The 15,666-nt window shown below is 49.5% G+C and carries 18 protein-coding genes and 1 other annotated feature; all 18 genes read right to left on the reverse strand.

Going from position 1 to position 15,666, the window contains the following annotated elements; genetic code table 11:
* Positions 1–13: 13 nt before the first annotated feature.
* On the reverse strand, positions 14–529 hold the full coding sequence (locus tag GLV97_RS05700) for a Spo0B domain-containing protein (protein WP_160889206.1): 516 nt from the start codon (positions 527–529) through the stop codon (positions 14–16).
* Between the two features lie 175 nt (positions 530–704).
* On the reverse strand, positions 705–995 hold the full coding sequence (gene rpmA, locus GLV97_RS05705; RefSeq protein ID WP_027955268.1) for a 50S ribosomal protein L27: 291 nt from the start codon (positions 993–995) through the stop codon (positions 705–707).
* A 14-nt stretch (positions 996–1,009) separates the two neighbouring features.
* Positions 1,010–1,339 carry a ribosomal-processing cysteine protease Prp gene (locus GLV97_RS05710; RefSeq protein WP_160836241.1) on the reverse strand — a complete coding sequence of 110 codons (330 nt, stop codon included), beginning with the start codon at positions 1,337–1,339 and terminating at the stop codon, positions 1,010–1,012.
* A gap of 12 nt (positions 1,340–1,351) precedes the next feature.
* Positions 1,352–1,660, reverse strand: coding sequence for a 50S ribosomal protein L21 (gene rplU, locus GLV97_RS05715; protein ID WP_160889207.1), 309 nt, complete (start codon positions 1,658–1,660; stop codon positions 1,352–1,354).
* 13 nt (positions 1,661–1,673) lie between these two features.
* Positions 1,674–1,744: a sequence feature (ribosomal protein L21 leader region), on the reverse strand.
* 35 nt (positions 1,745–1,779) lie between these two features.
* The gene (locus tag GLV97_RS05720) at positions 1,780–3,204 is read right to left on the reverse strand and encodes a ribonuclease E/G (protein WP_160889208.1); all 1,425 of its coding nucleotides are present in this window, start codon (positions 3,202–3,204) and stop codon (positions 1,780–1,782) included.
* A 13-nt stretch (positions 3,205–3,217) separates the two neighbouring features.
* Positions 3,218–4,072, reverse strand: coding sequence for a site-2 protease family protein (locus GLV97_RS05725; RefSeq protein ID WP_160836243.1), 855 nt, complete (start codon positions 4,070–4,072; stop codon positions 3,218–3,220).
* Positions 4,059–4,823 (reverse strand): peptidoglycan DD-metalloendopeptidase family protein, encoded by a 765-nt coding sequence (locus GLV97_RS20255; protein ID WP_160889209.1) that lies wholly within the window; start codon positions 4,821–4,823, stop codon positions 4,059–4,061. Before GLV97_RS20255 ends, GLV97_RS05725 begins: the two co-directional genes overlap by 14 nt.
* A 157-nt stretch (positions 4,824–4,980) precedes the next feature.
* Positions 4,981–5,778 carry a septum site-determining protein MinD gene (minD, locus tag GLV97_RS05735; protein WP_160836245.1) on the reverse strand — a complete coding sequence of 266 codons (798 nt, stop codon included), beginning with the start codon at positions 5,776–5,778 and terminating at the stop codon, positions 4,981–4,983.
* Complete coding sequence (minC, locus tag GLV97_RS05740) at positions 5,771–6,457, reverse strand: septum site-determining protein MinC (protein WP_160889210.1); 687 nt, start codon at positions 6,455–6,457, stop codon at positions 5,771–5,773. The genes minD and minC overlap by 8 nt, the downstream gene beginning before the upstream one ends.
* Positions 6,458–6,491: 34 nt before the next feature.
* Positions 6,492–7,019, reverse strand: coding sequence for a rod shape-determining protein MreD (gene mreD, locus GLV97_RS05745; protein WP_160840724.1), 528 nt, complete (start codon positions 7,017–7,019; stop codon positions 6,492–6,494).
* Positions 7,016–7,897, reverse strand: a complete 882-nt coding sequence (gene mreC / locus GLV97_RS05750; RefSeq protein ID WP_160840725.1) for a rod shape-determining protein MreC — start codon at positions 7,895–7,897, stop codon at positions 7,016–7,018. The genes mreD and mreC overlap by 4 nt, the downstream gene beginning before the upstream one ends.
* Before the next feature lie 11 nt (positions 7,898–7,908).
* The gene (locus GLV97_RS05755) at positions 7,909–8,949 is read right to left on the reverse strand and encodes a rod shape-determining protein (RefSeq protein ID WP_202409603.1); all 1,041 of its coding nucleotides are present in this window, start codon (positions 8,947–8,949) and stop codon (positions 7,909–7,911) included.
* 240 nt (positions 8,950–9,189) lie between these two features.
* Positions 9,190–9,861: a RadC family protein gene (gene radC / locus GLV97_RS05760; protein WP_160836512.1), complete on the reverse strand. Its 672-nt coding sequence runs from the start codon at positions 9,859–9,861 to the stop codon at positions 9,190–9,192.
* A 59-nt stretch (positions 9,862–9,920) separates the two neighbouring features.
* Entirely contained in the window at positions 9,921–10,487 is a 567-nt protein-coding gene (locus tag GLV97_RS05765) for a Maf family protein (RefSeq protein WP_160840823.1), read from the reverse strand.
* Positions 10,488–10,651: 164 nt separating this feature from the next.
* Positions 10,652–11,452: an SPOR domain-containing protein gene (locus GLV97_RS05770; protein WP_160889211.1), complete on the reverse strand. Its 801-nt coding sequence runs from the start codon at positions 11,450–11,452 to the stop codon at positions 10,652–10,654.
* A 121-nt stretch (positions 11,453–11,573) separates the two neighbouring features.
* A complete protein-coding gene (locus GLV97_RS05775; protein ID WP_160889212.1) occupies positions 11,574–12,335 on the reverse strand; it encodes a prepilin peptidase in 762 nt (253 codons plus the stop codon).
* A 176-nt stretch (positions 12,336–12,511) separates the two neighbouring features.
* On the reverse strand, positions 12,512–14,242 hold the full coding sequence (locus tag GLV97_RS05780; protein WP_160889213.1) for a sensor domain-containing diguanylate cyclase: 1,731 nt from the start codon (positions 14,240–14,242) through the stop codon (positions 12,512–12,514).
* A gap of 93 nt (positions 14,243–14,335) precedes the next feature.
* Entirely contained in the window at positions 14,336–15,616 is a 1,281-nt protein-coding gene (locus GLV97_RS05785; RefSeq protein ID WP_160889214.1) for a bifunctional folylpolyglutamate synthase/dihydrofolate synthase, read from the reverse strand.
* Positions 15,617–15,666 lie beyond the last annotated feature (50 nt).

Consider the following 15,666-nt stretch of genomic DNA (forward strand, 5'->3'; position numbering starts at 1 on the left):
AGTATTCACCTCTTCATTCTATTGTCATTTCAATAGAAAGTTCTTTCCTGTCATAGATGGAAGCGATAAACCCTTCTTCCTGAAGGGCCTTCAGCATCGGATCAGGGTCTGGAAAGCGTCCATCCCATTCCCAGCTTAATCCAAGTGCCCCCTGACCTCCACGATAAAGCGTCACAGTCCCTTCATAGAGTTCATCGGCATCCTTATGCTTTTCCATTATTTCCATCAACCGCCTGCCATAAGCAGTTAGTGTCTGATCATGACTGGATAAATCAAGCCCCTGCTCCAGCGAATAGGTGAGTTGGAACGATGCATAGATCCAGTTAAACGTAAGAAGCCACAGCGGGAAGGCCGATGCTTCTGCATTTAACAGCTTGCGCTCTTCCTCCGATTCTGCCTTCACAGTATCCAGCAGATCCATCAGACGATCTTGCTTCCCAAGCGAAGCATATCCTTGAATCAATTGAATTTGATTCATCCAGTCATGACGCTTATGTCTAAGCAGTCCGATGATCTCTTTCTCTTCCATCCTGTCCACTCCCTCGTACACCCATAATAATAAAAAGTATAGCAGAGATTACAGCCGGCAAAAACAGTTCCGGGCAAATTACGGAGGGAGTACGGCGTCTGGAAAAGCGGATATAAAAAAAGCCGCGCTTTGCTTTCTGCAATAAGCGCGGCTTCTGCTGCACGAAATTATTCGTTTACGCTTCCTGTGCTACAGGATAAACGCTGACTTTTTTACGGTTGCGTCCGTAACGTTCGAACTTAACAACACCGTCCACTTTCGCAAACAATGTGTCATCTCCACCACGGCCAACGTTGGCTCCTGGATAGATTTTCGTACCGCGCTGGCGGTAAAGGATAGAACCAGCGGATGCGTGCTGTCCGTCTGCGCGTTTGGCTCCAAGACGCTTGGACTCAGAGTCACGACCGTTCTTTGTACTACCTACACCCTTCTTCTGGGCGAAAAACTGCAAATCAAGACGTAGCATGAGTCTTCACCTCCTTATCGTTGGGATATATGAATATATTGATCGTAATCTTGTTCAATCGTTTGTAAGGAAACCTGCATGCCTTCCAAAAGCGTCTGGGCTTTTGTTTTTACCGGCTCCTGCAGATTGTCAGGCAGTGTGATTTTTAAATAACCACCCTCGCCTCCCTGTACAACATGAGGTTCGAATTCACAGAGGCTTACAATAGCATTGACGGTTCCGAATGAGACAGCTGACACAGCGGCGCAGACTAAGTCGTGGCCGTAGGGTCCGCTTTCTGCATGACCGGAAATTTCAAAGCCTGTAATATTCCCCTGAGAGCGAAACATGGATACTTCAATCATCCGGAACGATCCTTACGCGTTGATTTCATCAACGATAAGTTTCGTGTACGGCTGACGGTGACCCTGCTTGCGCTTGTAGTTCTTCTTAGGCTTGTATTTGAAGACAGTCAATTTCTTCTGTAGGCCTTGTTTTTCAACTTTAGCTGTTACAGAAGCACCATCTACGTAAGGAGCACCAACTTTTGTATCTTCTCCACCTACGAATAGAACTTTGTCAAAAGTGACAGTCTCACCAGCTTCCACGTCCATTTTCTCAACGTAGATTTCCTGGCCCTGTTCAACTTTAACCTGCTTACCACCAGTTTCAATAATTGCGTACATACCTGCACCTCCTCAATATACTCAGACTCGCCATTCAGGTACCGTTTCCGGTTTAAAACCTGTTCTGCGCGGTTGTAGCAGCGGGTGCTACTAGAATAACAAAATAATGTTACCACAGATCAAAACAAGTTGTCAACACGTGCATCACGGCTTTCCGCCACTTCTTTAATCATGTCGGAAGACCCTTCAAGCTCTATCTGCCAGCCATGGATGTTGTCATCCATCCTGACAAACAGCTCCTGTGGAATTTTACTAGATACAGGCTCAGAAAACAAGCGTTTTTTTATTTTCAGCCACTCAGGATCCACCGCGAGCAGAACAGCTTCCGTATCCCCAAGCTCCAGCAATGTGCGCTCCAGCCGGTAAACCATCGTCTCATAGGTGAACGTGTACGCGCTCTGTGCAGCAAGCAGCGAAAGCGGTCCTGTCTCCTCTTTCTTCCGCGTCATCTCCATAACTCCAAGCTTCGTCAGTCCATACACGACCGTTGAAACAGGGTCCTTCTTCATCAGCTGCCTCCATGTCTTCTCCAGCTTCTTCCTGTGTTCCGGATGAGTCATGGAAATAAAATCAATCATAATGATGCCGGACAAATTCCTTAGACGGATCTGTCTCTGAATTTCCTCTGCCGCACGCAGATTCACGTCCAGTGCCTGGGCATTGGAGAAGGAACGTCCTTTGAAGCGGCGGCTGTTGACATCGATCACAGCCATCGCTTCGGTCTGTTCCATGACCAGACTGATGCCCTCTTCCATGTGGACTTCCGGCTGCACAAGACTCTCCTGTAACGTATGGACCGGCACAGGCAGATGGTCAGCTGCATTTACTGTCCACTGGATTCTGCCGGCTAAGGCGGGCATCTTTTTCTTCACACGCTTCACAGTGGCTGTGTCGTCGATGATGATTTGGTCGATGGTCGAAACCGGGAACTTTCTTAACCATTGGTCCGGAAGAAAAGCTTCATGCCAAATCCTTCGGGGCTTTTTCCCTGCTTCTTCCGCCGTACGGGCCCATTCTTCCTGTAAGCGCTGGAGTTCTTCCAACAGCTCCTCCCGGGATGTGTCTTTTGCTCCGGTCCGAACAATCAAGCCTTCCTGATCACGAAGCACCGGCTCAAACACAGCACGCAGCTCAGATTGTTCTGCTTCTGTCAGCTTTTTTGAAAGGGCTGTCTCTCCGCCATAGGGCCGGTAAACCATATTCACCCCCGCCAGTGTAAGGTCTGCCGTTACTTTTGCTCCTTTGAGGCCCTCCGGGTCCTTTTCCACCTGGACGAACAGCCGCTCTCCGACCTTCACTTTCTCCTCGATTCTTCCGCTTCCCCAGGGGATGGAATTTCCCCGGAGGAACGCTTGTTTCTCTAAACCGATATCGACAAAGGCGGCCTGCAGTCCATGATCGATCCGGGCAATCACTCCACAGTAAATAGAGCCCGTGAGCGTCCGCGCTCCGGGCCTGTCGATTTTATATTCCTGAATCTTTCCTTCTTCCAGCAGCAGGCCGGTTCGTTCTGCCGTTTTTGTCTGTATGATAAACGTTCGCATGCCATCCCTCTTTTTAAGCAAATTGGCGGATGTCTCTAAACTTTAAGTACGGCTGCTTATTCTCAAAATAAGCGCGCAGACATTCCTGTTCATCTACTATATAAAAGTGGGGCGCCTGTTTCAATATATACTTCACCCTCCGGTTGGGTCGGACATGTTTCACAGCATCCATAATCCGCATGTCCGGAGACACATGCTGGTATTCCGTTTTCATGCCTTCTCTGTTCTGATAGGCGCAGAAGAGAAGATAACGCATGTGGCTGAACGCCCGTTTCCTCCATTCCAGGACATGTTCTGTAATGAGAAAAGCCGTAAGCAGGACGGCTGCGAGCGTCCACCGCTGTTCAATGAACAACCAGCCGGCGGCTGCCGCCAAAACAAGCGCAGAAAAAAAGAGCGTCCTTTTCAAGCTCTTTTGAAAAGAGGAGGTCTGGCAGAAGAGATAGAAAATAAGTTTGCCGCCATCCAGCGGCCATACAGGCATCAGGTTAAACCCGAGAAGCAGCGTGTTGTAGAAGAAAGCCGTCGCTATAAAGGGGTGCGGACCGATCCACATCTGAATACCGTACAGAAGAAGATAGATCCACACGTGCTGCAGCGGCCCTGCGAGAACAACAGCAGTCTGCTCCTTGAACGGACGGGTATGGTGCTCCTCGCTGACCACAGCACCACCGAAAAGCCAGATTTCAAGTTTTTCCACCCGCCAGTTGTAGTAACGGGCCGTCCAAAAATGCCCCATTTCATGAATGAGGACAATCGTAAACAAAAGAATAAAATCAAGAATAGCTCCCGTAAGAATCGCCGAAAAAGCCAGCAGAAAGAAAAGGGGGTGGATATGAAGCCAGCCGGCCACCCTAAGATCCTTCATTTACTTTAATCACCTGAACGGGGTCCAGGTACGTGTCATCTTTTTCTATGGCAAAGAAGAATTCAGCGTTTTCCCCCTCTTCTGCTTTCACAGAACCGAGCCCTCCCTGGGCCTGGACATTTTCATACAAGTACACATCAATCTCAGACAAATAACCGTAGGTCGTTTCCGTGCCGTCCGGATGCTGCAGGACCACGGTTTTTCCTGAGTCGGGGTCATTACCTGCGAAGACGACCGTTCCATCCCGGACAGCGCGTACTTTGGAATCACTGGCTGTTGTCAAAATGATTCCCTTCCCGTCATTTTGAAACGGGGTGGTCACAGTACCATTCACAGGCATCGCCAGAGGCTCTTCCACCTGATCTTCTTTCGGTTTCATGACTTGAAGAGGATCACCAAACCGATCATTGTACCAGGCCGTTACTTTAGCGAACGGAAATTCATCCTCCATTTGACCCGCCGCCCAGTCTGCGGGCGTCTTCAGAAGACCTGCACCCGAATGAGTACCTGCAGCCATGACACCAAATAACAGAACAGCAAAGAACACCTGCAGGCCGATCCTGCTGCTTCTTCTGTTTTCCACAGGTTCTCTCGGCGATCCTCCGTCACCTGTTAACAATGGCGGGAAACCATGGGCCTCCTCGTCCTGTGGGGGAAGATAGACCGGGCCTGTCCCCGACGCCGGCCGGTCTAGCTTTTTTTTCTTTCGTCCCGCTATATTCCTCCGTACATCCCTTATATTCTTATTCACACTCAAACCCCTCTCTCTGCCCTTTTTTCTATTATTCTATGGGACAAGAGTCCGGTTTATTATTTTTTCTTCCTCCAGGGGAAACGCCGGCAAAAAAAAAGACTGCCGGGAACATTCCCGCCAGTCTTCCGCCCCGTATCCGGGGATTTTTTTCTTTTCAGGAGCGCATTCCGAAGAACCGCTTCACTTTAGCCAGCACACCTTTATCTTCTTCCAGACTCAGCAAGGGTACGGTCTCACCCAGAATCCGGCGTGCAATGTTCCTGTAAGCTAAGGATGCTTTGGAATTCGGTTTCATAGCGACAGGCTCTCCACTGTTGGATGCCTTGATCACTGCTTCATCATCAATGACAATGCCTAGAAGATCTATAGACAACACGTTGACGATTTCATCTACATCCATCATATCCCCATTCTTCATCAGATGGTTTCTAATCCGGTTGATGACCAGTTTCGGCGCTTCCATCTCCTCCTGCTCCAGCAGTCCGATAATCCGGTCGGCATCGCGCACGCTGGATTTTTCAGGCGTTGTTACGACGATCGCCTTATCCGCACCGGATACAGCATTCTTATATCCCTGTTCAATTCCAGCAGGGCAGTCAATAACCACGTAATCATAATCCTGCTTCAGTTCTTCCACAATGGCTTTAATGCCTTCCGGCGTGACTTCCGATTTATCAGACGTCTGCGCGGCCGGCAGCACATGAAGGCATTCGAAGCGTTTATCTGTAATCAGTGCCTGTTTTGTTTTACAGCGCCCTTTTACGACATCTACGATATCATAGATAATCCGGTTCTCAAGCCCCATCACAACATCTAAATTCCTGAGACCGATATCAGTATCAACTAAGCAGACTTTTTTGTCCTGCAAGGCCAAAGCGGTCCCCAGATTGGCAGTTGTAGTCGTTTTTCCGACGCCTCCCTTTCCAGAGGTAATGACAATCGCTTCACCCATTGATCATTCTCCTTTCAAAACTCACGAGATTCGGTCTCTTCTTTACAACTTCCTGTAACCGATCAATACGAATCTTCTGAACGCCCTTATCGATAAACCCGCATTCCATATACACGCCTTCCGACTCATAGTCAGGGGAACGGCTGAGCTGATCAGCGATTCTCAGTTGACTGGGCTGCATATAGGCCGCTGCAATCACAGCTTCCCCATCCCCTTCACAGCCGGCGTGGGCAATCCCTCTCAAACGCCCCATAATGAAGATGTTCCCCGTGGCATTCACCTGTCCACCTGGATTGACATCTCCAACAAGAAGAAGATCACCCTTCACTTCCACCACCTGCCCGGATCGGACCGTTCTGGCTACGGGGGTAATTTCTGTATTTTCTTTCCAATCCAACGCTTCTTTTTTCGTCAAAACGTCCGATTCGATTTTATCAACGACGAGTTTCTGCTTTTCACGGACAACGGCAGACAACTCTTCCTTCTGCTCCTCTGTCAAGTAGCGTTTTCCAACTTGAATAATGACCCGGATCATCGGCTCATCTTCCGTTACTCCGTTCATGGACAGCTTATCCTGCAGATCCCGGAGGAGCCGATCGAATGAACACTGGTCATCCAGTTTCAAGATCAATCCATCTCTCGTACCTTTAATCATGATTCTCTGACCATTCGCCGACATTGGCAATCACCTCAGACCTTAGACATTCACTACACTAAACGTTGCTGATTTCTTCCGACCAATCGTATACCCTCTCTTTAACCAGTGGATAGAGCAGGGTGAAAAAGATCATATTCGCTGCCAGCGTAGGGAGCAGACGAAGCAGACCATAATCGACCCAGCTGATGGACGTAATTTGAACGAACGAATATACGATATAAAGAAGGGCATCCGCCAGAATGAGGCCGATGACTGCGAGTAAAAAAGCAGCAGGAAAATTGGCATGCACCAGTTTCTTCAACCCGTGAACCACATAAATAATCAGGGTGTAAGTAATCATATACACCCCGAGCACCCCTGTATAAACCACATCAATTAACAGTCCGAACATAAGACCGTACCAGACGGCGTGGTAGGTATGGTCCTTGTCATAAAAAATCGCAATGATGAACAAAAAGATTAATATCCAGTGAGGGGTGATCAGGAGATCGGAGTAAACGAGCTTCGCAGGAAGCAGGCTCATGGCCATCCCCTGCATAACGAGCAGGAAAAGGCAGACAAGCGGGATGACATAACGACTCATGATTCATCCCCCTCCTTTTCGCTGCTTGTATCGATCGTCTCCACCGATCGGTCCACCACCATGACGTGGTTGATGTCGAATAAATCAGCAAACGGCTCCACATAGGCCGTTTTCGTCAACCCATACTGATCATTCACCACTTCCTCAACGGTTCCAATTCTCAGATTACTCGGAAAGACACCTCCAAGTCCTGAGGAAATGACCGTATCCCCGGGCTCAAGCTCCTCATCAAGCTTAATACCTTCAAGGAGAAGGCGCCCTGACTCGTCATCATAGCCTTCGATTAACCCGAAAGCTTCTTCCTTATCCTCCCGGACCACCCAGGAGGAAATCTTGTTGGAACGATCAAACCCGCTCAACAACAGGACGGTGGAATGGAAGGCTCCCGCCGATTTAACTTTTCCGACCAGGCCGTCACTTGTCATGACTGCCATGTCCTTTTCCACTCCATCCTCTTCTCCTTTGTTGATGGTCATCTGCTCAAACCAGCGGTCCGAGCTTCTGGCGATGACGGTGGCCTGAATAGACGAGTAATCACTGAGGCCTTCGGACTTGCCGAGGGTATCCTGAAGTTCATCCACCTCTTTGTTGAGCCGCTGATTTTCCTGAATCACACCTTTATATTCAGAGAGACGGGTTTTCAGCACCTGGTTCTGCTCGTACACGTTGAACATATCTTGAACGTTTTCAACTGTGGTATCTACGAGGCTGACCGGTTTATGAAAAATCGTCTGCATCCAGCCGATCGAATCCTGGAGAAACTTCTCCGGTGTGCTGAGGGAATCCCGGTCACGGATGGAAAAGCCGATTAACGTCACAAGTACTATGAAACCAATTAATACAATCATCAGTCTTTTTCTGCGGAATAAAGAAGGCATAACCGGTTCGTTTACTCCATGTTCGCCCGGCTCGCCACGTTCGGCTGGGAGCGGAAGTGATGGATGTATTCCAGGGATTTCCCTGTTCCGATGGCTACACAATCAAGCGGTTCATCCGCAATAAAGACCGGCATATTGGTTTCGTCACTGATGACTGTATCGATATTCTTAAGCAGAGCCCCGCCGCCCGTCAGGACGATGCCGCGTTCCATAATATCAGCAGCAAGCTCTGGAGGGGTTTTCTCCAATGTGTTTTTCACGGTTTCGATAATAGCATCCACTGTATCTTTCATAGCTTCATAAATCTCATCGTTCTTGATCGTAATCGTCTTCGGAAGACCGGTCAGAAGGTCACGGCCGCGGATATCCATTTCTTCGATATCCTTGACTTCACCGGCACCGCCGAGCTCCATTTTCACATCTTCAGCCGTACGTTCACCAATCATCAAATTGTACTTCTTGCGGATGTGCTGGATGATATTGTCGTCCATTTCATCACCCGCAACACGGATGGACTGGCTCGTCACAATGCCGCCGAGGGAGATGATGGCGACTTCTGTCGTTCCGCCGCCGATATCGACGACCATACTGCCTGTCGGCTCCCACACCGGCAGTCCTGCCCCGATGGCTGCAGCAAACGGCTCGGCAATCGGATAGGCTTCCTTGGCACCGGCCTGTTTCGTGGCATCCACGACAGCTCTTTCCTCCACCATCGTGATCCCTGATGGTACACAGACCATAACGTTCGGTTTACTCGCGAACGAAGATCGGTTTTTCAAGGCTTTTTTAATGTAATACTTCATCATCTGCGCCGTCGTATCATAATCAGCAATGACCCCGTCCTTCATCGGGCGGATCACATTTATGTATCCGGGTGTCCTTCCAATCATGTTCCGCGCATCGTTACCAACAGCTTCAATCTCTCCCGTTTGAGAGTTCTTGGCTACGACAGAGGGCTCTCTGACAATAACCCCTTTATTTTTCAAAAATACGAGTGTATTCGCTGTACCCAGGTCAATCCCGAGATCTTGAGAGAATCCAAAAATCCCCAATTATATCTTCCTTTCTAAGAGCCCGCTTTCCTCAGGCGGGGGTGAGACATCCCCAAAATTGTCTGATTAGAAGAAGCGCCGATTTATAAGAAGATCCTATAAATGGCGCTCTGTCTTGTTCATCTATTCAATTATACGAAAAAACTACAAAAATAGATAGTGGTACAACAATCCCTATTAAACTTTTTCCAGAAACATACGAAAAGCGTGGATGAATACAGGAATGGAAAGCGCAGCCATTTATAGATAACCCTTTTCTTTCAGACTGATGAAGGTACGATCCCCAATGACAATGTGGTCGAGCAGTTCAATCCCGATCATTTTACCGCATTCTTTCAAGCGCTGGGTGACCTGGATATCTTCCTGGGAGGGCGTAGGGTCTCCGGAGGGGTGGTTGTGGGCGCAGATAATCGAGGCCGCGGAGCGTTTCACCGCTTCTTTGAATACTTCTCTCGGGTGGACGATGGACGCATTTAAACTTCCGATAAAGATGGTCTGCCTGTGGAGCACTTGATTTTTTGTATTCAGGAACAGGCAGATAAAATGCTCCTGCTTCAAATCCCGCATTTCTTCCATAATAAAATCCGCCCCGTCCTCAGGGCTGCGGATCATATAGCGTTCCACCGGTTTCATTTTGTGCATCCGTTTGCCGAATTCGACCGCAGCCAGCAGCTGCACAGCTTTGGCTGCCCCGATCCCCTTGATGGCGGTAAGCTCTTCCACAGCCGCATCCTTTAAGAGGGTAATCCCTTCGAAATGGACGAGCAGGCGGTTGGAAAGTTCCATCACCGACTCCTGCTTCGTCCCGCTTCCTAAAAGGATGGCAAGGAGCTCTTGATTGGACAGGTGGGAAGGCCCCAGCTCCATCAGCCTTTCACGTGGACGGTCCTGTTTTGGAACGTTTTTAATCATTACGTTTGGCGTTGTCAATGATCCACATCCTTCCTCATTCCTCCCCAGGGAAAAAGGTGTCAGTGGATGGAGACGCCAAATTCTTTCAGCTCACGGATGACCCGGGCAATGGGAAGACCTACCACGTTGTAATAGTCTCCTTTAATTTCCCTGACGAAGAGCCCTCCCTTTCCCTGGATCCCATAACCCCCTGCTTTATCCCAGGGTTCATCGGTATTCAGGTAGTGGTCGATCTCTTCATCCGTTAATGTATAAAAACTGACATCTGTTCCTGTTGTAAAGGTGCGCCTGCCCTCCTCTGAACGCAGGCATACAGCTGTGTACACCTGATGCGTCCGGCCGCTCATCCTTTCCAGCATCTGACGGGCGTCCTGCCTGTCCGCGGGTTTACCCAAAATGTCTCCGTCTATCGATACGACGGTATCCGAAGTCAGCAGCACCTCATTGCGCTCCAGCTGTAAAGCCGTGCTTTTTTGTTCCGCCAGATATGCTGCCGCTTCATCCGCGGGCACAGACGGTTCCAGCGTTTCATCGGCATACGAAGGACGGAGGATCAATGAGCACCCCGCCATCTCCAATAAAGCCTTCCTCCGGGGTGACTGAGAACCTAGTACGAGCGTCTTCATCACAGCAAACATCCTTTCTATCCATGGGGTTACTATTATCATACTAAAAATAACAGGAAATGCAGAAAACTGAAAAGCGTCCTTGAAAGAACCTCCGGGTATAAAAAAAGGAAGTGCTCTGTGGGCAAACTTCCTTTTTCCAGTATGCTTTTACACCGAATGTCTTATTCTAATGATTTTGCAACCTTCAGCCAGTTCAGGTTGTTCTCATCCTGGGATTCCCAGTTCACCAAGGCTTGTCCCAGGGAAGAGTCTTCGCCGGAGGCCTTGGCGATTTCTTTCCGCTCCGACTCGGTAAGGGAGCCGAGGGTATGATTTTTCATCCCTTCCTGAAGAAGCGGAGGGAGTTCTTTTTCAATGGTTACGACCCACGGCTTTACATAGGTTTCAATACTTTTAGACTTCATCTCTTCAGCGATATATGCGGCCTCCTGTTTCGATGATGCACTGCCGACAAACAAAAAATACTGCCCATCACGCTTCCATACGACCGATGAGATGGACTGGGCATTCAAGCGGCTCTGCCACTCACCGGCTTTTCCCTCAGTGGAAAAAGCACCTGCCTGGACGATGTATGTATCCAGCGAGGCTGCCGCACTGTCCGGCAGTTGGTTTTCTGAGGCTTCCCCGGCCTCCTGCACCTGTCCGGCCGGTGCCTCAGCAGCAGGAAGAACCTCTGTGCCTGCTGTCGTAACATCCGTCAAGGAAACGAACATCCTTAATAGAACAAAACCAAGTCCCAGGCTGAGCAGGAGGGCAATCACTGCCGTTGCCAGAATCGGACGGTAGGATCCAGGAAGCCGCCACTTCTTTTTCACAGGCAGTGGGTAAACAGGCGTGGTCCGTTTCTCTTTTTCCTTATCTTGATCCACAGCCGCCGCCTGTTCTTTCTGAGTACGGACCACTTCGTTTTTGGAGCCATCCTCAGGCCGGAATGAAATCGAAATCTTCTTCTTTGAGTCCATGGTTATCACTCCTGCAGCGTTTGTCCCAACCCTATCACAGAAGAAATAAAAACCATGCTTAATTTTGTCGGGGCCGCTTCGACAATTTCAGCTTGAACATCCGCTCCCGTCCCCTGTTTCTTCATGGCTGAATAAAGTATCGCAGATAGAACGCAGTCAATGCGTCACCATAATAAAAACTGATGAGCGCCCCGGCCATGAGGAACGGGCCGAAGGGAAAAGGCTGCCGGCGGCTGATCATTTTCGCAGCCAGCAGAAAAGTGCTCACCACTGCCCCGGCTGCCACAGCCAGAAACAAGGTCAGCAGGGTCAACCGGACGCCCAAAAACAAGCCGAGGACAGCGAGCAGTTTCATATCGCCGGCCCCCATGCCTCCTCTGCTGAGAAAGATGATGAAAAACACAAGGGCAAATCCGACCCCAGCACCAGCCAGAGGGTCGTACCAGGGCTGCAGAGGATGAAACAGTCGGAGAACCGTAAACGCAAGGGCAGAAAATACAAGCAGCCGGTTGGGAATGACCATATACTTCACATCGCTGATCGTCACGATGACAGCCAGCGAAAGGAGAAGGCCGGCCTCCAGCAATTCCACCGTCCATCCGAAGTGATTGTAAGAAAGCAGAAGGAAAACCCCTGTGAACAATTCCCCTGCAGGGTAAAGCAGGGAAATTCGTGTTTTACAGTGCCGGCATTTCGCCTTCCTAATCATATAGGAAGCGACAGGGATCAGTTCTCCAGCTGACAACTTGGTCGAACAGCTGGGACAGGCAGATCTTGAAGTGATAAATGGAGCGTTTTGGGGCAGTCTCAGACCGACAACATTACAAAAGGAACCTAAGACAATACCAGCGAGGAACAAATAAAGCGGGAAAAGGATAGACATACGCGGGGCTCCTTTTTCATGGAATGGACAGCCATTGGGAAAAAGGGGGAGGGAGCGTTCAAGAAGAGAGGACATCCTTACAGGCGGTGTGCTCAAAAACAGGGGATCAAGGAAAATTATATCCCACTTGCCTCTGTTTGTCTCAAAAAAAAAAACGAAAACCTGCCCAACAGCACTTATTGGACAGGTTGAATCAAATCTTTATAACCGGCCACCCGGTTTCTACCCCTTTGCTTCGCTCCCACATACATCGCCCTGTCCGCCTGTCGGATCAGATCGAACGGTTCCTCACATGAATCCGGGTAAGTGGCCGCTCCGATGCTGGCGGTGACCGGTATTGAAACCGGCCCCCCGCTTTTCAGGATATGTTCATACGCGGTAAAAGGGGTTTCCCTAATGACCGCTTGAACGTGATGAGCGAAGGCAAGAGCTGCTGCTTCATCAAATCCAGGCAGGAGAAACACGAATTCCTCTCCTCCGTAACGGGCCAGCGTCATACCCTCTTCCGCCGCTCCCCTTAGACGGCTGGAGAGTTCAATCAGGATTTCATTGCCGCTTTCATGTCCATACGTATCGTTGACCTTCTTGAAGTGATCAATGTCCAGAAGGATCAGCGAGACGGGTTCCTGTTCATCTCCGCCACGCCTCAGGAAAGACTGCTTCATGTAATCATCGAAGTAACGGTAATTATACAATCCTGTCAGCGCACAGCGTTCGCTTTCCTCTTTTGTTTTCTCATAGTTCCGGGCATTTTCGATCGCTACACCAAGGTAGTTGGCCAGGATTGTCAAAATAAGGAGCTGGAACTGTAAAAAGGCCCTCTTCTGGTTGGAATACACCGTAATCACACCAACCGTATCATTGTTCCGTACGACCGGCACCGATAAAACACTTTCTGACGCCTGCGGTGTATAAGGGCTTTCCAGTGTTCTCCATTCCGTCCGTTTTTTATAATAGGCCCCTTTTCCAGTCAGCAGCGTGTGACCACTGACACTCTGCCCCTTTTCCAATAGGATGGATGGAAGGTCCAGACCGCCGGATTGGTCGAAAAAACGGATCAAATTCAATTGTCCACTCTCTTTCACATCAAACACATACAAATGGTCCACCGGCAGGAGTTCAGTAATGTGATCGACGAAGAGGTCCAGAACATCCGTCACTCCGAGGTTCCCGGTTAATTCATGACCAATCCGGCTCGCTTTCTTCAAGTAGTCATTCACTTGACTGCTGTTGTGATACATCATCATCATGCCGGAAATGAATACAAAAGGAATACCAACAAAAAAGATTCCGCTGATGCCAAATTGCAGAAAGACGACAAAAAGGACAAAGCCGATCGGCAGGACAAGCCCGGCGGTCATGACATCCCATAACAGCCCTTGGTCGAACCATTGAAACGGCCGTCGATACAGCCATTTGGAGATGGCCGATAAAAAAAGCTGGTTCAATAAAATCTGCGAGACCGCATAGGCGGTAATAGGAAAAAGATCGCTGAATTCATCCACGGCTGCAGGGCCATGGCCGCCCCCCATCCCTTCATAAAGGAGAGCAGAAATCACAGAGATGGCCAGGAACATAAGCAGATTGATGGGAAGCCTGTACATCGTATGTCTGCTCAGCCTCACTTTCATAAGCAGGACTGCGACGGCCATCTGCGATATGGCCATTTCCACGAACAGGCCGTATTGGAGAAATACAGCGAACGCCACCCCCTGTGTGAAAAACACCGGGTGATTTCCGATCCGCAGTGGAAAAAGGGCCACAATGACCGTAAGGAGCGTAAACACCATCAAGTTCATCCGGCTGCCGGTTACAGCAGGAGTTTCCAAGTTGTAAATCAGTACGAGGCTCAGCGGCCAGATCAGGGCCCACACCAGCCAGACGCCGATAATTTTTTGTTTGGACATCGTTTCACCTCTGCCTGTAATCGCCGTTCATTATAGTATATTTTACCATAAATTTGTGTAAAATTTTCTATAAATTCCCACTTTTACAAGAGATTACTTTAGAAATGTGCGGATGGCAGAGATGAAATAAAGCGAACCGGAGATCAGAACGACATCATCGTCCCCGGCCTGAGCCGACGCCTTACGAACCGCTGTCTTATAATCAGGAACCGCTTCTGTATGCGGGACAGGGGAGAGTTCCTCCAGGTCCTCTGCAGATAAGGCTCTTGGAAAATCAAAAGTCGTGACAAATAGAACATCCACCACTTCCTTCAGCTTATGCAGCATCTTCTCCACTGGTTTATCCTCCAATGCGGCATAAACAAGGATGATCCGCCGGTCGGAATAATGACGCTTCACCGTTTCTACAAGGGCTCCGGTCCCTTCTTCATTATGGGCGCCGTCCACGATCGTCAGCGGCTTATGCCGGATCGTTTCAAATCTTCCCGGCCAGGACGTTTTCTCGATGGCTCCTCCGTACCGCTGCCTCTCCAGAGGGGCTCCCCTGTGTCTTAAAACTTCCGCTGCCTGGATGGCAAGCGAGGCATTTGTAACCTGGTGAGGCCCAAGCATCGAGCTTTTCCAAGCAGGTGAGACGAAGCTTTCACTTATGAAACGGAAGGTCTCCCTGCCGGCACCGCTTGTTAAGTGATCCGCATGGAAATCCTTCCCGTACCAGAACACAGGGGAATGGCATTCTGCTGCTTTTTCAGCAAGGACAGCAGCGGCCTCCTGCTGGGAAGCACCAGTTACCAGAGGAACCCCCTGTTTAATGATTCCCGCTTTTTCGTCGGCGATTTCTCCGATCGTAGAGCCGAGGATATTCATGTGATCATGGCCGATGTTCGTAATCACACTCAATACAGGATGAATGATATTGGTAGAGTCATACGTCCCGCCCAGCCCTGTTTCCATTAAGACATAATCAAGATCCAGCCGGGAAAAATGCAGCAGGGCTGCAGCGGTGATGACTTCAAATTCCGTCGGTTCACCGAGAGAGGTATGCTTCAGCTCCTCAGACAAGGGACGGATCCGGTCGACCACCTCCGCCAGCTCCTCGTCAGCAATCGGTCTGCCATTGACACTGATCCGCTCATTAAACGTTTCAATATACGGAGAGGTGAAAGTCCCTACAGACAGCCCCTGCCCCTCGAAGATATTCCTCAGAAAAGAAACCGTGGACCCTTTTCCGTTCGTGCCGGCGACATGTACAGCTGTGATTTTTTCTTCCGGATGGTTCAGCCGGTCCATCATCCATTCCATCCGTTTCAACCCCGGTTTGATTTTGAATTTTTCCCTAGCGTGTATCCATTGCACCGCTTCTTCGTAATTCATAAGTCTTCCCTCTCTTTAAAAAGAGGAGAGTATTCCGCAGAATACCCTCC

The organism is Halobacillus litoralis (assembly GCF_009856355.1).
Taxonomy (GTDB): Bacteria; Bacillota; Bacilli; order Bacillales; family Halobacillaceae; genus Halobacillus; species Halobacillus litoralis_B.